At 34.8% G+C, this 18,581-nt stretch carries 16 protein-coding genes and 1 pseudogene; 12 read left to right on the top strand and 5 right to left on the bottom strand.

Annotation, left to right across the window (positions count from 1 at the left end):
- The first annotated feature begins 1 nt into the window (after position 1).
- The 4 genes from GX308_06760 (at position 2) to GX308_06745 (ending at position 4,606) form a co-directional block, all read left to right on the top strand.
- Positions 2-2,002, top strand: coding sequence for a phosphoesterase (locus GX308_06760; protein ID NLK21774.1), 2,001 nt, complete (start codon positions 2-4; stop codon positions 2,000-2,002).
- A gap of 2 nt (positions 2,003-2,004) precedes the next feature.
- Positions 2,005-2,451, top strand: a complete 447-nt coding sequence (locus tag GX308_06755; GenBank protein ID NLK21773.1) for a 50S ribosomal protein L9 — start codon at positions 2,005-2,007, stop codon at positions 2,449-2,451.
- Between the two features lie 19 nt (positions 2,452-2,470).
- A complete protein-coding gene (gene dnaB / locus GX308_06750) occupies positions 2,471-3,802 on the top strand; it encodes a replicative DNA helicase (protein ID NLK21772.1) in 1,332 nt (443 codons plus the stop codon).
- Between the two features lie 219 nt (positions 3,803-4,021).
- On the top strand, positions 4,022-4,606 hold the full coding sequence (locus tag GX308_06745) for a MerR family transcriptional regulator (GenBank protein NLK21771.1): 585 nt from the start codon (positions 4,022-4,024) through the stop codon (positions 4,604-4,606).
- A 41-nt stretch (positions 4,607-4,647) separates the two neighbouring features.
- Here GX308_06745 and GX308_06740 read toward each other — a convergent pair whose 3' ends face one another.
- Together GX308_06740 and nrdG are read right to left on the bottom strand one after the other, a co-directional pair.
- On the bottom strand, positions 4,648-4,821 hold the full coding sequence (locus GX308_06740) for a 4Fe-4S binding protein (protein NLK21770.1): 174 nt from the start codon (positions 4,819-4,821) through the stop codon (positions 4,648-4,650).
- A 77-nt stretch (positions 4,822-4,898) separates the two neighbouring features.
- Positions 4,899-5,399, bottom strand: a complete 501-nt coding sequence (gene nrdG / locus GX308_06735; GenBank protein ID NLK21769.1) for an anaerobic ribonucleoside-triphosphate reductase activating protein — start codon at positions 5,397-5,399, stop codon at positions 4,899-4,901.
- Positions 5,400-5,582: 183 nt separating this feature from the next.
- Here nrdG and GX308_06730 point away from each other — a divergent pair, with 183 nt between their 5' ends.
- Positions 5,583-6,065: a hypothetical protein gene (locus GX308_06730; GenBank protein ID NLK21768.1), complete on the top strand. Its 483-nt coding sequence runs from the start codon at positions 5,583-5,585 to the stop codon at positions 6,063-6,065.
- A 25-nt stretch (positions 6,066-6,090) separates the two neighbouring features.
- On the opposite strand, the gene pflA is transcribed toward GX308_06730, so the two are convergent.
- Together pflA and pflB are read right to left on the bottom strand one after the other, a co-directional pair.
- On the bottom strand, positions 6,091-6,819 hold the full coding sequence (gene pflA / locus GX308_06725; protein ID NLK21767.1) for a pyruvate formate lyase-activating protein: 729 nt from the start codon (positions 6,817-6,819) through the stop codon (positions 6,091-6,093).
- A 76-nt stretch (positions 6,820-6,895) separates the two neighbouring features.
- A complete protein-coding gene (pflB, locus tag GX308_06720) occupies positions 6,896-9,124 on the bottom strand; it encodes a formate C-acetyltransferase (protein ID NLK21766.1) in 2,229 nt (742 codons plus the stop codon).
- Between the two features lie 390 nt (positions 9,125-9,514).
- On the opposite strand from pflB, the gene GX308_06715 reads away from it, so the two are divergent.
- From GX308_06715 to GX308_06705, 3 genes are all read left to right on the top strand, one after another.
- Positions 9,515-10,207 carry a hypothetical protein gene (locus tag GX308_06715; GenBank protein ID NLK21765.1) on the top strand — a complete coding sequence of 231 codons (693 nt, stop codon included), beginning with the start codon at positions 9,515-9,517 and terminating at the stop codon, positions 10,205-10,207.
- Between the two features lie 108 nt (positions 10,208-10,315).
- Positions 10,316-11,944 (top strand): putative manganese-dependent inorganic diphosphatase, encoded by a 1,629-nt coding sequence (locus GX308_06710; protein ID NLK21764.1) that lies wholly within the window; start codon positions 10,316-10,318, stop codon positions 11,942-11,944.
- A gap of 79 nt (positions 11,945-12,023) precedes the next feature.
- Complete coding sequence (locus GX308_06705) at positions 12,024-12,230, top strand: DUF1858 domain-containing protein (GenBank protein ID NLK21763.1); 207 nt, start codon at positions 12,024-12,026, stop codon at positions 12,228-12,230.
- A 30-nt stretch (positions 12,231-12,260) separates the two neighbouring features.
- Here the strand turns inward: GX308_06705 and GX308_06700 are convergent, their stop codons facing one another.
- On the bottom strand, positions 12,261-12,905 hold the full coding sequence (locus GX308_06700) for an adaptor protein MecA (protein ID NLK21762.1): 645 nt from the start codon (positions 12,903-12,905) through the stop codon (positions 12,261-12,263).
- 276 nt (positions 12,906-13,181) lie between these two features.
- Between GX308_06700 and trxB the strand changes: the two genes are divergently transcribed.
- The 4 genes and pseudogenes from trxB (at position 13,182) to trpE (ending at position 18,579) form a co-directional block, all read left to right on the top strand.
- The gene (gene trxB, locus GX308_06695; protein NLK21761.1) at positions 13,182-14,093 is read left to right on the top strand and encodes a thioredoxin-disulfide reductase; all 912 of its coding nucleotides are present in this window, start codon (positions 13,182-13,184) and stop codon (positions 14,091-14,093) included.
- A gap of 131 nt (positions 14,094-14,224) precedes the next feature.
- On the top strand, positions 14,225-15,919 hold the full coding sequence (locus GX308_06690; GenBank protein ID NLK21760.1) for an SH3 domain-containing protein: 1,695 nt from the start codon (positions 14,225-14,227) through the stop codon (positions 15,917-15,919).
- Between the two features lie 58 nt (positions 15,920-15,977).
- Positions 15,978-16,675 (top strand): annotated as a pseudogene (cwlD, locus tag GX308_06685) (N-acetylmuramoyl-L-alanine amidase CwlD).
- Positions 16,676-17,193: 518 nt separating this feature from the next.
- Complete coding sequence (trpE, locus tag GX308_06680; protein NLK21759.1) at positions 17,194-18,579, top strand: anthranilate synthase component I; 1,386 nt, start codon at positions 17,194-17,196, stop codon at positions 18,577-18,579.
- Positions 18,580-18,581 lie beyond the last annotated feature (2 nt).

Here is an 18,581-nt window from a genome sequence, read left to right as displayed (position 1 = left end):
TATGAAAAAAATTAACATAAGCTTATTTCTTGAGAAGATTTTTTTGAAGCCTCAATTATATATGGCATTTACTCTGATACTTACAATAATTCTATCTTTTTATAATCCTACCATGGGATTTACTTTCATCGGATTTTGTGTTGTTCTGGGTGTGTTTTATAATATTTATGATAAAAAGTCAAAAAAAGAAATAGAACATAAAGAAAGATTAGAAGCGGGCATTAAGCTGGCTCAAAAAAATTCCCAAGATTATCTTCCTCTGCCTTTTACTATTGTTGATACTCATGGATGGATTCAATGGTACAATGATAAATTTGAAAGTATCATAGAAGATAAGAACTTAATTAATAAAAATATAAATAGTATTTTTATGGATATAAATTCTGAAATTTTTCCAAGAGAAGAGGAAGAAGTGATAAAAGGTATTTCAATGGATAACCAGCATTATAAGGCATATATTTATCAAATATATACGGAGAATGTAGAACATAGGAATTTATATGGGATATACTTTGTAGACAATACCGAAATGTGTTTTTTGAAGCAGGAAAATCAAAGGAAGAGGGTATCTATAGGGTTAATCTTTATTGATAATTATGAAGAAGTAATGCAAAGCCTAGAGGAAATAAGGAAACCTCTCTTAATTGCGCTAATTGATAGAAAGTTAAACACATGGGCACAAAATATAGAAGGTATCGTCAAGAAAGTTGAAAGAGACCAATATCTTATATTTTTTTATAGTAAGTACTTAGATGAATTTAAAAAGAAAAGGTTTGAAATATTAGATCAAGTCAGGGAAATTAATATAGGAAATGAACTTCCGGTTACTTTAAGCATAGGTATTGGAGTCAATGGAAATAGTCTACTTCAGTCTATGGAATATGCTAAAGCTGCAATTGATTTAGCCCTAGGTCGGGGAGGAGATCAGGCGGTTATCAAAGATATAGATAAGTATTCCTTCTACGGTGGAAAGACAAAAGAGGTAGAAAAAAGTACCCGAGTGAAGGCAAGAATGAAAGCATATGCTTTTAGGGAACTGATGGAGGAAGTTGATGAAGTTATTATAATGGGACACGAAAATCCAGATATAGACTCATTAGGAGCAGCTATAGGAGTTTACAGGGGGGCTAAACTATTAGGTAAAAAGGCATATATTGTGCTAAATGAGCCTACAGCAGCGATAAAAACGGTATATGATAGGTTAATGAAATTTGAAGAATACAGAAAGGGATTGTTTTTAAATAATGTAGAGGCCATAGGTCGTATAGGAGAAAAAACACTTTTGGTAGTTGTGGATGTCCATCGACCAAGCTATACAGAATGTCCAGAACTCCTAGAACTCAGCAAAAAAACAGTAGTGTTTGACCATCATAGAAGAAGTGCAGAGTTTATAGAAAACGCAGTATTAACCTATTTAGAACCTTTTATTTCTTCTACCTGTGAAATGATAGCAGAAATACTTCAATATATTGTTGATAAGGTAAAACTAAAGCCTATAGAGGCAGATATACTTTTAGCGGGGATTACCATTGATACAAAAAACTTTGTGTTTAAGACAGGAGTCAGAACCTTTGAAGCTGCCGCCTTTCTTAGGAGGAATGGCGCTGATAGCACAAGGGTTAGGATGCTTTTTCAAAATGATATGGAATCTTATAAAGCAAGAGCGACAGCTGTAAGGGATGCACAAATTTATAAGGAAAATATGGCAATATCTATAGCCCCATCAAATATCGATAACGGGGCAGTAATTGCAGCCCAAGCAGCTGATGAATTATTAAACATATCAGGAATTATTGCATCCTTTGTAATGTGCGCTGAGGAAGACAAAATAATGATTAGTGCTAGAGCCCTAGGGGATATAAATGTTCAATTAATCATGGAGAAATTAGGAGGCGGAGGCCATCAAACAGTAGCAGGGGCCCAGCTTAATGAAACCTCCATAGAAGAAGCACGGGAAAGACTAAAAAGAGCTATTGATGAGTATTTAGAGGAAGGAGATTAAATATGAAGATTATACTAATTCAAGATGTTAAAAAACATGGTAAAAAAGGTGATGTTATAAATGTTAGTGATGGATATGCAAAAAACTATTTGATTCCTCAGGGTCTAGGAATAGAGGCGACAAAAGCCTCAATAAATGACCTAAATTTAAAAAATCAGGCAGAAAACAAGAAAAAGGAAGAAGAGTTAAATATGGCTTCCAAACTAAAGGATGAATTAACAAATAAGGTTGTTATAATCCCCGTAAAGGCGGGGGAAGGGGGTAAGCTTTTTGGTTCTGTAAATTCAAAGGAGATAGCATTAGCAACTAAGGAACAACTAAAATTTAAATTGGATAAGAAAAAGATACAACTCGATGAACCCATAAGGACCCTAGGAAATCATATGGTACCAATTAAGCTTCATCCAAAAGTAACCGCACAATTAACTGTAAAAGTAACAGAACAATAAAATAGTAAGGGGTACGATTATGGAGGAATCAAAGCTGCAAAGAATCCCCCCCCATAATATAGAGGCAGAACAATCTGTAATAGGCTCTATGATAATTGATAGAGAAGCCATTGCTTCTGCAGCGGAAATATTAAGGGGAGATGATTTTTATAGACCGGATCATAAGATAATTTTTGATGCCTGTATTGAATTATTTAATGAAAGTGCTCCTGTTGATTTAGTTACCTTAAAAAGCCGTATCGAAGAAAAGGGATTACTAGAGCAAATAGGAGGCATCTCTTATCTTACACAACTAGCTTCTAGTGTTCCTACATCGGCCCATATAAGGCAGTATACTAAGATAGTTGAAAGCAGGTCAATTCTTAGAAGATTAATTAAAGCCAGTCAAGATATTATGGGTCTTAGTTATGAAGCTAAGGAAGATGTAAATAATATTCTAAATCTAGCGGAACAAAGTATTTTTCATATATTGCAAAATAAACATACAGAAGATTTTGCACCCATGAGGGAAGTGCTTTTATCGGCTTTCGATAAAATAGAAGATATATATAGAAATCAGGGAAAAGTAACAGGAATCTCCACAGGATTTTTAGATCTAGATTATAAAACTGCTGGACTTCAACCTTCGGATTTAGTATTGGTTGCTGCAAGACCCTCCATGGGTAAAACTGCATTTGCTCTTAATGTGGCACAATATGCTGCAGTAAGGCAAAAGGTTCCTGTGGCCGTATTTAGCCTTGAAATGTCAAAAGAACAGCTAGTTAACCGTATGCTATGTGCAGAAGCCATGGTAGATGCCCAAAAGCTAAGGACAGGCTCTCTAGAACAGGATGATTGGATTAAGATTGCAAGGACTATGGGTCCCCTTTCCGAGGCTCCGATATATATAGATGATACCCCTGGGATTTCAGTCATGGAAATGAGAGCAAAATGTAGAAGACTTAAATTAGAAAAAGGACTGGGGCTTATACTGGTTGACTATCTGCAGCTTATGAGTGGCAATACCAAATCGGATTCAAGGCAACAAGAAATATCGGAAATATCTAGGTCATTGAAGGCTCTAGCAAGAGAAATGGAAGCACCAGTTGTTGCTTTATCTCAGCTAAGCCGTGCCTGTGAAGCTAGAGCAGACCATAGGCCAATGCTCTCAGATCTAAGAGAATCCGGAGCCATAGAGCAGGACGCAGACGTTGTAATGTTCTTATATAGGGATGAATATTACCACCCCGATACGGAAAAAAAGAATCAAGCAGAAGTCATCATAGCAAAACAGAGAAACGGTCCAACAGGAACCGTAGATTTAATTTGGCTTGGACAATATACAAAGTTTGTAAACATGCAAAAATCCTAATTACAATTTTATTGTAGGGGCTGCCTTCCACGGCAGCCCGTTTTATTACCTACATCGAGAAATTAGCATTATATTGTGCAATTTTTACAAAAAGCCGTAAAAATATAGTGTTTTTAAAAAGGGTTATTTCTTATTAAAATAACTCTTTTTTATTGCTTAATTGTAAATTTATGGTATACTATGAATATAACTGGAAATTATTGATAATGAGGTGAGGTAATGGAAGTAAAAAGATATACCATATCGGAAGCAGCAGAAATATTAGAATTAGAAACCCATGTACTTCGTTACTGGGAAGAAGAACTAAACCTAGATATCCCGAGAAATGAAATGGGACATAGATATTATACGGAGAAAGAAATTAAGACATTTGAAAGGATTAAAGCCTTAAAGGATAAAGGACTTCAACTTAGAGCCATTAAGATGTCCCTTTCAAATACGGGTGAAAAAAGGGAGAGCCATAGTCTTGATTTAATCAATAACAACCAGATAAATATAGCAGATCCCAATAATGATAGAGTAAGACAGTTTAAACTCATGATAAAAGATTTATTCAAAGATGCCCTAATAGAATACAATAAGAATTTTAAAGAGGAATTAAAAGAAGATTTAAGCCAGGATTTAAGGGAAGAAATATCCGTTCAAATGAAAACTCTAGAGCTAGTAGAAGAGACAAAAGAAAAGGAAAGATATAAAAGACTTGATGAGGCTATAAGGGAAATCCAAACCATGAGAAAAGAAACTGCTACCACCACAATATCTAAGAAATCAAAGCCCTGGTATAGACAGGTCTTTAAAAGATAAAAATAGCCCCTATATAAATAGGGGCATTACTGTTTATGTATTTAGTCTACAGGATTTGGAGCATCCACAGGACATACATCCGCACAAGCACCACACTCAATACATTCTTCTTCATTGATTACGTATTTGCCATCTCCTTCAGAAATACAAGAAACAGGACATTCTGGTTCGCAAGCACCACAACTGATACAATCATCATTTATTCTATAAGCCATCATTCCACCTCCTCAGAATATTAAATACAAGCATATTGTATACTAAATGCTTTAAACTTACAAGAGAAAAAACAATTTTAGCCCTTCCAAAATACAGCCTTATTTAGCTTTTTTGACAAATAGACATCAATCAATCTTTGATTGGAAGAACCACGGTATAAAAGGGTTAAATCCTTCTTTTTTAAAATAAATCTCCCGTCTATAAGTACATTGATTTGTCCTAAGAATTTATTCCAAAGGGGATTATTTGCTTGTAAAATTTCCTCATAGGTATATCCTGTATAAGCCCATACATCCCATCCAATAAAGTGACAAAATTTAGCAATTTCATAACAGGCTTCCGACTGGATAAAAGGATCCCCACCGGAAAAGGATATACCTCTTTGCAGTTTAATCGTCTTGATTTCTTTAATAATTTCTTCGGTGGTTGTTTCAAATCCCCCATTTAGGGGATGAGTTTTGGGATTATGGCAACCCTTACAATGATGGATGCAGCCCTGGGTCCAGAGTACTGTCCTAAGGCCGGGGCCATCTACAATACTATCCTTAGTTAGGGGAGAAGATAGCTGTATTTTCATTTTAACTCTCCTTAAAATTAATATTAATAATCCTATACTATAATAGCATAATATATTATTAGGAGGTTATAAAGATATTTTATAAAAAGTAAAAGTAGAATATAGTTTAAAGGTTGTTGATTTAATACATAGTTCTGATATAATAAATTATGTATTAAAAATTTAATTATGGGGGGAAATGGAATGAATGAACTAGGAATATTATTAGGCATGGGTATTATTATCGGTTTGATAGGGATAGTAGTTGGTATTTTATTTTATGTTTTAATGTCACTCGGACTCTATGGTATGGCTCAAAAGGCAGGGATTGATAATGCTTGGTTTGCATGGATTCCTTTTTTAAATATGTACATAATTGGAAAACTCATAGGTACACTTGAAATATTTGACCAAAAGATTCCCAGCATGGAATTGGTACTTCCTATAGTAAATATTGTTGCTTCCGTTTTAAGTGGTGTAAAAATAATAGGTTTACTTTTGGGCGTAATAAATTATATTTTATTAATAATATCTTTAAATACCATTTATAAAATGTACAAAAAGGATAATGCTACAGTAATGACAGTTCTTAGCGCAATATTTCCTTTTACAATCCCATTCTTTTTATTTAGCCTTAGAGCTCTAGAGCCAAATGTGGAAGTGAGTGAAAACATAGTTAATATGTAATAAAAAATCGACCGAGGTCGATTTTTTATATTTTTAAGCCATGATTCCTAAATATTTTTTTTGCTCTATCTATTATTTTTTTGGAAGGAGTAGGGGTGTCTTTTAGATGATAGGGATAACCTAGTTCTTCCCACTTGTATTCTCCCATCTTATGAAAAGGGAGAATTTCTATTTTTTCTATACTATTTAAGGTGGATAAGAAGGATGCTAATTCTTCAATATGAAGGGGATTATCAGTTAGGTTCGGAACTAGAACATAGCGAATCCACATGGGTTTATTTATATCTGAAAGGTACTTGGCAAGCTCTAGGGTAGGCTCATTGGAAACCCCTGTTAGGTCCTTATATACTTTAGAGTTAAAAGATTTAATATCTAATAAAACCAAATCTGTATATTCTAATACATCCTTTATATGTTGCAAGGGGATATAGCCTGAGGTATCTAGGGCAGTGTGTATGTCCTTTTCCTTACACCTTAAGAAGAGCTCCCTTGCAAATTTAGGCTGCATAAGCGGCTCACCACCGGTTAGGGTAACGCCCCCTCCAGAAAACTTCATATAAGATCTATACTTTTCTATATCTTTTATTAATTCATCTACATCGACTTTTTTTCCGTGGGTCGTATCCCAGGTATCGGGATTATGACAGTATTGACATCTAAGGGGACAACCTTGGGTGAATACTACATAACGAATTCCGGGTCCATCTACGGTTCCACAGGTCTCGATTGAATGAATTCTACCGGTTACACTCATAATATGACCCCTTTCTATAGGAATGAAAGAGAAGGAACTAAAGTCCCTTCCCCTTATTGTATTATATCATATCCTTTTAGAATCTATCATGGAAAGTTCTATGAATAACATCTAATTGTTGTTCTCTTGTAAGTTTAATGAAGTTTACCGCATATCCAGAAACGCGGATGGTAAGTTGGGGATATTTTTCTGGGTGATCCATGGCATCAAGTAAAGTTTCTTTATCAAAAACATTAACATTGATGTGATGTCCCTCATCATGGAAATATCCATCAAGCATACCTACTAAATTAATAGCTCTTTCATCTTCTGTTTTACCTAAGGCCTTAGGAACGATAGAGAAGGTGTAAGATATACCATCTTCTGCATGTTGGTAAGGAAGTTTAGCAACGGATGCCATAGAAGCAATAGCTCCTTTTTTATCCCTACCATGCATTGGGTTAGCTCCGGGAGCGAATGGATCTCCAGCTTTTCTACCATCAGGGGTACTTCCTGTCTTTTTACCGTATACAACATTAGAAGTAATCGTTAAAACAGATAATGTTGGAATAGATTCACGGTAAGTCTTATGCTTTCTTAGTTTGTTCATAAATCTTTCTACAATTTCATAGGCAATGCTATCAACCCTATCATCATTATTTCCGAAGGCAGGGTATTCACCTTCCACATTATAATCAACAGCTAAGCCTTCCGCATTTCTTATTACCTTTACCTTGCTATACTTGATAGCAGAAAGAGAATCGGCAACAACGGATAATCCTGCGATACCACAGGCGGAAGTACGAAGGACATCCTTATCGTGAAGTGCCATTTGTAATTTTTCGTAGGCATATTTATCATGCATATAATGAATGATATTTAAGGTATTGATATAAAGCTGTGAAAGCCAATCCATGATTTGATCGAACTTTTCCATTACTTCATCATAATTTAGATATTCAGAAGTAATCGGAGCAAAGGCAGGGGAAATTTGTTCTCCATTTTTTTCATCTTTACCACCATTAATAGCATATAAAAGGGCTTTTGCTAAGTTAGCACGGGCTCCAAAGAATTGCATTTGTTTACCTATTCTCATGGCAGATACACAGCAAGCAATGCCATAATCATCACCGTACCATCTTCTCATCAAATCATCATTTTCATACTGGATGGAACTGGTGTTGATGGATGCTTTTGCACAGAATTTCTTAAAGTTTTCTGGCAGTCTTACAGACCAGAGAACTGTTAAGTTTGGCTCAGGAGCAGGGCCTAAATTATTTAGAGTATGAAGAATACGGAAACTAGATTTTGTTACAAGAGTTCTTCCATCTTCCCCCATACCGCCGATGGATTCGGTCACCCAAGTAGGGTCTCCAGAGAATAAGTCATTGTAGGATGGAGTTCTAAGGAATCTTACCATCCTTAGTTTCATAACAAAATGATCCATTAGTTCTTGGGCTTGTTCCTCAGTCAGAATACCTTTCTTTAAATCTTTTTCAATATAAATATCAAAGAAAGTAGATACGCGACCTAGGGACATAGCTGCACCATCTTGTTCTTTTATGGCACCGAGGTATGCAAAGTAAGTCCATTGGATAGCTTCCCTTGCATTGGATGCAGGTTTGCTAATGTCATAGCCGTAGCTTTCTGCCATGGTTTTCAAATCTTTTAAGGCTTTTATTTGTTCAGAAACCTCTTCGCGAAGGCGAATAACCGGGCTTTCCATGTATTCCATTTCAAGCTGTTTTCTTTCTCCTTCTTTTGCCTTTATTAATCTATCCACCCCATAAAGGGCAACTCTCCTATAGTCACCTATTATACGTCCTCTTCCATATGCATCAGGAAGTCCGGTTATAATACCTGTATGCCTTGCTTTCCTCATGTCTTCGGTATAGGCATCAAATACTCCATCATTATGAGTTTTCCTATTTTTCTTAAAAATTTCTTTTGTGACAGGATCCAGTTGATATCCATAAGAATCCAAAGCTTTTTCTACCACACGGATTCCACCAAAAGGCATAATGCCTCTTTTTAAGGGTTTATCTGTTTGGAAACCTACGATTTGTTCTAAATCCTTATCTAGGTATCCAGGGCCATGGGAAATGATACTAGAAGGAATTTTTGTTTCTGCATCAATGATGCCTTTTATCCTTTCCTCCCTCGTTAGGTCCATAACTTCATCCCAAAGTTTCTTTGTTTTTTCGGTAGCCCCTACAAGGAAAGAGTCATCCCCTGAATAAGGAGTATAATTTTTTTGAATGAAGTCCCTTACATTGATGTCTTTTATCCAAGCGCCTTTATTGAAATCATTCCATTGTTCAAACATAAGATACCCTCCTATCGAATTTGTATGATTGTTATTTTATTAACAGTAAAAACATATTAATTTATTATTTATCTATAGTATATATGAATACTGTATACACGTCAATAGGTTTTTAAGTAATAATGATTATTCAAATATATAAAAATGATTTAAGTATCAACATTATTTAGTTTAAAGGATTTGTGAAAAAAAGAATCATAATTGAAATCGATTGTTAATATCAATGTGTGCAGAAATCAACTTATATTATATTGACAAGTATTTAACATACGGTTTAGATTATCTAACCTTATGTTAAAAGCTGGTTGTAATTAAGAGTATAAACAAGGAAACAATATATATGCATTCCAGCAATGGGTAAATTTAAAGAGGCATCTTGGAGGTATGATAATGATTAGGAAAAATGATATGGCAACGATTATACTTCATGGATTTAACAATTCTCCTAGGGATATGGGAATTCTATATGAATATTTAAATAAAAGGGGAATTTACACTATATCACCTCCTTTAGCAGGGATGGAGGGTAGCAAAAAAGAGTGGAATAGGACAACCTGGAAAGATTGGATAGGAAATGCTGAGAGAGAATTTCTAGAATTAAAAAAGCAATTTAAGAAGGTGGCAACTATTGGTTTTTCCATGGGTGGATTGGTTGCAATTCACCTAGCCCATGAGTATGGTGCTGATTTTCTTACTATGGTTAATACTCCTATATATTGTGGAGATGGAAAAAAGATTTTAGAGAATATTAGGAGTGACATGCGAAAAAGAAATTATGAATCCATAAGAAATTATTATAAAATAATAAACGAAACTCCCTTTAAGGCCATTTATTATTTTACAAGGGGACTTAAGGAATGCATACCCCTTATAGGAAGCATAAAAGCACCTATGTTGATTATTCAAGGTTTAAAAGACGAGGCAGTTAGGTGGAAAAGCGCTGATTATCTATTTGCCCATTCTTCTTCCACAAGAAAGAAGAAAATTTACTATAGAAATTCCGGTCATTTTATATTTGAGGGAAATGATAAAGAAGATGTTTGTAGGGAAATATTTCACTATTTGGTTCAGACACAATCATAGTATATAATTTTAAGCAAGACGAGCAATTCATTATAAAGATAATAGCCCTAAAGTCTAATTTGAATCTTATTATAAAGGGTGATAAAATAACGAAAATGGAGGTGAACAATGATGGAAAAGAAAACTTTTGTTTTTGGGCATTTGAATCCTGATACGGATTCGATATGTTCAGCCCTTGCCTATGCTAATCTTAAGAACAAATTGGGTTACAAGGACGTCATTGCAGTTAGATTAGGTGAAGTGAATAGAGAAACCAAATATGCCCTTAGATATTTTGGTGTAAAATCACCGCCAATAATAGAAAATGTAGAGCCCCAGGTTTCCGATTTGAATCTGTATGCTCCTAATATAGTACATAAAAAAGACCCTATAAAAAAGGTATGGGAACTTATAAAACAAGAGGGAAAGCATACACTTCCTGTTGTTGATAAAGAAAATAGATTAAATGGTTTGGTTTCAATTACGGATGTAGCCGGAACATATATGGAGTTATCCGATGAAATGGCAATAAAATCTCATAAGACCAGATTTATGAGCTTAATAGAAGTGTTAGATGGGGAAATCGTAGAAGGAAATTATCCATATGAATATGTGGAAGGAAATATTTATACAGATTCGACTTTAGAAGAAGGCAGAAAGTTATCAAAAGGGGATATAGTAATAACGGGTCATATCAAAAAGCTACAAAAGAGGGCTGCCCACACCGGTGCCGGTTGTATTATTGTGGCTGAAGGGAAAGTGACGGGTAAACTATATAAAATGGGGGAGGATATAGATTGTTCTATTGTAAGAGTTCCGCATAGCTTTTTCAAGACAATAAAATTGATAAATCAAAGCATACCTATATCTGCTATTATGAAAAATAAAAATTTGGTCTACTTCCAAATGGATGATTATATTGATGAAGTTAAAGAAATCATGCAGGGTTCTACTTATAGAAGTTTTCCCGTAGTCGATTCCGATGGAAAAGTGAGGGGAATGATATCTAGAAGGCATTTAGTAGATATAAATAGGAAAAATGTCATATTAGTGGACCACAATGAAAAGGGACAATCTATAAAAGCTTTAGAAAAGGCCAATATATTAGAAGTTATAGACCACCATAGAATAGCAGATATTTATACCATGTCCCCCCTATATTTTAGGGCAGAGCCTGTTGGGTGTACGGCTACTATCATTTCTAAAATGTATAAGGAAAACAATATAACCCCCAGCCCAGATATGGCAGGACTTATGTTAAGTGCTATTTTATCAGATACTCTCATATTTAAATCTCCAACCTGTACCAGTGAAGATGAAAATGAGGCAAAATACCTTGCGCAAATTGCAGGTGTAGATATAAAAACCTATGGGATGAATCTTATTATTGCTGGAACCTCTCTAGAGGGTAAAACAGCAGAGGAAGTGTACTATACTGATATGAAAAAATTTGTATTGGGAGAATATAATGTGATCATTTCACAGATAAATACAGCAGATTTTGGAAGTGTATTCAATTTAATTGGTGAATTAAAAGAAATAATGTATAGACTTTGTGAGGTTGAAAAATATAATTTAGCCCTTTTAATGGTAACAGATATTATTTTGGGGGGGACGGAATTAATCGCTGTAGGTACAGGAAAAGAGTTGGCAGTTAAGGCCTTTGGATTGGATGCTAGGGAGGAAAGCATATTCTTACCAGGAGTATTATCAAGGAAGATGCAAGTAGTACCAAAATTAATGAATACAGTTCAATAAGATTTTGGTTATTGCATTATATTATATAATTAGGATATAATAAAAAAGCGCATAATTATTTTATAAAGGAGGAAGCGTGATGGCGATTAAAGTAACAAAAGATATGATTATAGCTGATATTATTTCCATAGATCAAGGTCTTATTCCTATTTTAATGGAAGCAGGGATGCATTGTATAGGGTGTCCTTCTTCCCAAGGAGAAACCTTAGAAGAAGCAGGAATGGTTCATGGACTCGATGTTAATGAAATAATAGAAAAAATGAATGCATATCTAGAAAACAAATAAAAAACTGACGGATTATAATCCGTCAGTTTTTTATGCTAAATGTTTTTTAAGCATTTCTATGGCCTTATTTTGAATCATTAATTCTCCATGTTCGGCTAAAAATCCCTCGCTTAAAGGAGAAGAGACATGTTTGTTTCCGTACTCGCTTAGAATAGATTCTATTTGAGAAGCACTAGAATTTACAAAGTAGTTTTTATGAAGCACAAGAAAATATCTTTTATTATCTATATCTTTATAAAGGGAATTTGCACCGCAATATAAAGGATATAGACGGATAGAAGCATCAATAACATCATCTAACCTACCAAAAGAATAAACCATTAAGGTAGGGGATACCTTTTCTTCTTCTGCAATAGTTGATTTCTTCTTAAAGGTACGAGAATTTATCTTAGGACGAAGAGCACTTATCCTTTCATCAATTTCTTCGGGATTATCTACCTTTGTTACAATAATCATAATGCTATCAATGGAAAGAGGTACAGCCTCAATCATTAAGGGTACATTACTGGCATCAAATCCATGTTCCTCAAAGGCTGTCTCCATCATATCACGAAATAGTTCCTGTGCTTTTTTAGAACCGTAAGCTAATTCACTGATTTTTATGTCTCTATGCTTTAGATCTGCTTGATTCAAAATAATCTTAATTTGAGTGTCACTAATCTTTACTATTTTCACAAGCATCACTTCCAATCTCATATGGTCATAAATTATATGTATAGTATAATCTATATTGTGGTAAAATGTAAAGAGGGGAATTATGTCACATAAAACTCGACGTTATTGACTCTTTTATTTAATTTTAAAAATAACGATACTGTGTAGAGATAGTTTTAATAGTAGACCGTTAGGGACACTGATTAAATTTATCATCTTGTGTGTAGCAAGAATCTAGGCTTTGTGAAATAATATCTTATAAAATATAAACAATATATATTATAATGAGGTGATTTTATGTATGATATGATTATTATAGGTGCTGGTCCTGCAGGTATGGCAGCAGCCATTTATGCAGGAAGGGCAAAGCTTAATGTAATTATGTTCGAAAAGGAATTCGTGGGAGGACAGGTTAGTAAGACCTATGAAGTAGCCAACTATCCCGGTATTGCCGATGTAATCGGTCCGGAACTAGCTCTTAAGATGCAAGACCATGCTAAGGAGTATGGTATAGAACCGATTGTTGAAGAGGTAATAGAAATACAAGCAGAAGGAAAGATTAAAAGGGTTAAGACAAAAAGCAATATATATGAAGCTAAAACCCTTCTTTTAGGAATGGGAGCAACCTGGAGAGAGCTTGGGGTACCTGGTGAAAAGGAACTAAAGGCAAAAGGGGTATCTTATTGTGCCACTTGTGACGGAGCATTTTTTAACGGGAAAAATACTGTAGTTGTTGGGGGAGGCAATACGGGGGTAGAAGATGCCACCCTTCTTGCTAAATTTTCTCCTAAGGTTTATTTGGTTCAAGATTTACCTGAGTTAACGGCCCAAAAAATCTTACAGGATAATCTTCGGTCCCTAGAAAACGTAGAGATCTTAACCAATCACCAAGTTATAGAAGTCTTAGGAGATAATAAGGTATCAGGTCTTAAAATAAAAAATAAAGAAACAGGAAAAGAAAGGGTATTAGATGTGGAAGGGATTTTTGTTGCCGTTGGAATGATACCAAATTCTGATATAGCAAAGGAAAAGGTAAAAATTAACGATTGGGGATATATTCAGGCAAATGAAAACTGTGAGACCAATGTCCCGGGGGTTTATGCCATAGGGGATATCAGAGAAAAAAAGTTAAGACAAATTATTACCGCCACTGCGGATGGAGCTATAGCTGTTTCTGCAGCAGAAAAATATATAATAGAAAATCCTTAAAATACCCTAAAAAATAGGGTATTTTTTACCACATTTCTTTATAAAAATTATGTTAATTTTTATGTTACAATTAGAGATAAATAAAAAACAAAAGAGCTTATATTTATTAAACTGTAGTCAAGGGGGAAGAAATGAAAAAACTAAAAAGGTTTTATATATTTTTATTACTTATTTCGGGATTTGCAATGTCTATATTTACTGTAGAAAGATATTTGCCTAATTTTAAAGTGATTCCAGCCTATAAACTCTTTGCGGGCTTCGGACAGGATGATATTGGTATAGTTCTTGGTGAAGATATAATAATTATGGAACACGGGCCTCAAGTAATAGAGGAGGAACTTTTTTTGCCCTTTGATTTTGCAAAGCAGTATATAGATTCCTATCTGTTTTGGGACGAAGAAACCCAGAAACTAACTATTACAACCCAAAATAAAGTAATTCGCATGCGAACTGATGATTTGACTTATTATGTAAACCAAAAACCCTTAACACTTCAAATGCCTCTTAGAAAATTTGGGGATATGGCTTATATTCCTTTTTCATTTTTAAAGGAATGGTTTAATATAGAGGCAGCTTATCATGGGGAAAATAATATGATTGTTATGGATAATACAACAAAAGATAAAAAGATAGGAGAGGTTATAACAAAAAACCCTCCAATTAGATATGAACCTAATATAAAAAGCCCAATTCTTAAAAAAGTAGAGTTAGGGGATAATCTTAGAATTTTCGAAGAAAAAGATCAATGGATACATGTAAGAAGCAAAGAGGGTATTATAGGCTATATTCATAAAAAGAACATAGGTAATATAGAAGAAATAAAAGGAAAGCCTATAGAAAAAGAAGAAGAAAAGTCTATTTGGAAACCGTTAGAGGGAAAGATTAACTTAGTCTGGGATCAAGTTTTTGAAGTTGAAAGCAGTGAACTACCTTCAAAATTTGAGTCTATAGAAGGTTTGGATATTCTATCTCCAAGCTGGTTTGAAATCGAAAGCGAAAAAGGAAATTTGAAAAATATAGCCAGTGAAAAATATGTGAAATGGGCCCATGCCCAGGGATATCAGGTATGGGCTATGATGACAAACCCTTTTACTGAGCCAGATTTAACCCATAGGGTATTAAGTAATACGGATAGTAGGGAAAATATTATAAAACAGTTATTAGCTTTTGCGTCTCTATATAACTTAGATGGGATTAATATTGATTTTGAAAGCTTAAAACAAGATACAGGAGAATATTTTGTGCAATTTATAAGGGAATTAACCCCACTTTTACAAGAACAGGGCTTAGTTGTATCTGTTGATATGTATGTACCATCCGGTTGGACTAGACATTACAATCGGGCAGAAGTAGGGAAAGTAGTAGATTATATAATGGTTATGGCATACGATGAACATTGGAGCACATCACCTAAAAGCGGTTCGGTAGCCTCCATAGGATGGGTAGAAGAAGGAATAAAAAATACTCTTAAGGAGGTTCCAGCTGAAAAAGTAATACTGGGCCTTCCATATTATACTAGGCTTTGGGCTGAAGAGGAAGTTGAAGGGGAAATCAAGGTTTCATCCAAGGCATATGGCATGAATAAAGGCAGAGGAATACTACAAGAGGCTCAGGTAGAACCTAAATGGCTTCCAGAGGTAGGTCAATATTACGGAGAATATATACAAGATAATATTACCTACAAAATCTGGCTTGAGGAAGAGCGTTCCATAGAGGAAAGGTTAAGGCTTGTGAGAAAATATGATTTGGCAGGAGTTGCAGGCTGGAAGCGGGGTCTAGAAAAAGATGAAATCTGGGGTGTGCTGCGTGAGTATCTAAAAAAATAGTCATATATATACCTCCTATGAATAAAATATACTAGTAAATATTTATAGAGGTGAATCCATGAATTTTTGGAACCAAAGCCCCAAAATTTATGTAGGAGTCGGGATTATTTTGGTATTGTTTTTAGGATATAATATGTATTCTTCCAAAGCAGTTACCACTTTCGCCCTTCCCACAGCTAGACACGTGATTGTTATAGACCCTGGGCATGGAGGATTTGATCCTGGTAAGGTGGGGATTAATGGTAAAGATGAAAAGGATATTAACCTTTCAATTGCACTAAAGCTTCAAGCATACCTTGAACAAAGCGGTGCTTATGTGGTTATTACAAGGAATACGGATGAAGGGCTAAATGAAAAGGGAGATACCAAAAAAAAGAGTTCTGATATGAGAAGAAGAAAGGAGCTAATTAATAGTAGTGAGGGAGATATATTGGTTAGTATTCACCAAAATAGCTTTTCTCAGTCAAAATATAAGGGGGCCCAGGTTTTTATCATGGTCATTCCATAGAGGGCGAAAGACTGGCAAAGATAATACAAAATCAGTTAAAGGAATTCGTAGATCCCACTAATAAAAGAGAAGCAAAAGCCAATACGGATTACTATGTTCTAAAGACCACAGAGGTTCCAGCGGTCATAGTAGAATGTGGGTTTTTAACAAATCCTGAAGAAGAATCCAATTTAAACAATGAAACCTACCAAGAAAAAATTGCCTGGGCAATATATGTAGGTATTGTTGATTACTTTAAGGAATCTTAAAGGACAAATCCACCAGGATAATAGGTATTAATTGTATTATGCTGAATAAACTAATATGAATTATTTTTAGATTTTTACTGGTCTTGGATGTTTTCTATAGACTTTAAAAAATCTTCTTTACAAATTCCAAATATTCGAATATAATATTAAAAAGGCTAAAATCCATGATTAGGAAGAGTACTTTTAGGATTTTGTTAAAGCGAGTCGGCGGTTGGTGTAAGGTCCGATACAAAAGACTTTAAGGAATGGTTCTATGAGATGCTAGGTGAAATGTAAAAAGTATCCGATGCCGGGTCCTCCCGTTATAGAGGTAAGATATCGAGGAAACTCCGTATCGGATTAAATGATACTTAATGTATTGGGTGGCTAAAGACATTTATCCCAAAGGATGAATGTCTTTTTTTGTTCAACTTAGTACCTTAAAGCTCATTGGGTGGCATAGCGAAGATAGCTCTTCGTCCCAATTTTTGGGATGAAGGGCTTTTTTGCGTTTAAATAAATTTTAAGGAGGAAAGGGTATGGAACTTAAGTTATATTCAAAATCCATAGTAGGAGATACAAACACTCCCATAACTATATTTCAAAAGTATGTGGGTAAAGAAAAAGGATTTTTACTAGAAAGTAGGGATGGAACAAAGGGTCAGTATTCCTTTATAGGAAAAAACACATTTGGGGAACTAAAAAGTATTAAAAATGAAACCGTCATAAAAGAAGGAAATAAGATAAGAAAGAAACAAGGAAAAACAATGGAGATTCTAAGGGAATATATGTCGCATTTTCAAATCCAAAATCCCAGTTCCATCCCCTTTATAGGGGGAGCAGTAGGATTTATAGGATATGATGTGGTACGACAATACGAAAAGTTGAAAGAGCCCAATAAAGATACTATAGGAACTCCCGATATACATTTGGTGTTTGCCAAAGAGATAATAGCTTATGACCATTTTCATCAGCAAATATATCTTATAGTTTTAGATGAAGATACCAAAGAAGGCGAAGAAAAGGCAAGAAAGATAATTTCATTAATGGAAAAAGAGCTTAAAAATGAAGTAGGAACAAAGGAGATGGCAAAGGTTAGCTCATCATTTAAAAGCATAAAAAGCAACATGTCCAAGGAAGAATATATGGAAAAAGTCAAAAAGGCCAAAAGATATATCCATGAAGGAGATATATCCCAAGTAGTAATATCAAAAAGATGGACCCTAGAAACCCAAGAGGATGCCTTTTCTCTTTATAGGAAACTTAGAAGACTTAACCCCTCACCCTATCTTTTTTACTTAAACTTTGGAGAATATCAAGTGGCAGGCAGCTCTCCGGAAATGTTAGTAGAAGTTAGAAAAGATAAAGTCTATACCTGTCCGATAGCAGGAACTAGAAAGAGGGGCAAAGACGAAAAAGAAGATGAAACATTAGCTAAGGATTTACTAGAAGATAAAAAAGAAAAGGCAGAACATGTGATGTTGGTGGATTTGGCTAGAAATGATATGGGAAGGATAGCCCGTATTGACTCCGTAAAGATCACAGAGTTTATGAATGTTCATTATTATTCCCATGTTATGCACCTGGTATCCCAAGTAGAAGGAAAGAAAAAAGAAGACAAGGATGTATTTTCCATACTTCACTCATTTCTCCCCGCAGGAACTCTATCAGGGGCCCCAAAGGTTCGAGCTATGGAAATTATTGATGAGTTGGAAGAAGAAAAAAGGGGACTTTATGGGGGTGCCATTGGGTATTTTGGATTTGATGGAGATATGGATATGTGTATTGCAATCCGTACCATGGTTATAAAGGATGGAAAAGTATATATGCAGGCAGGAGCTGGTATTGTAGTAGATTCAGATCCAGAAAAAGAAAATGAGGAAAGTGAAAACAAAGTTAAAGCCTTATTTAAGGCTATAAGATAGGA

Origin of the sequence: Candidatus Epulonipiscium sp. (genome assembly GCA_012519205.1) — a bacterium.
Taxonomy (GTDB): Bacteria; Bacillota; Clostridia; order Lachnospirales; family Defluviitaleaceae; genus JAAYQR01.
The sequence above is the reverse complement of the archived record's forward strand: the minus strand, read 5'-3'. Positions and strand labels throughout refer to the sequence as shown.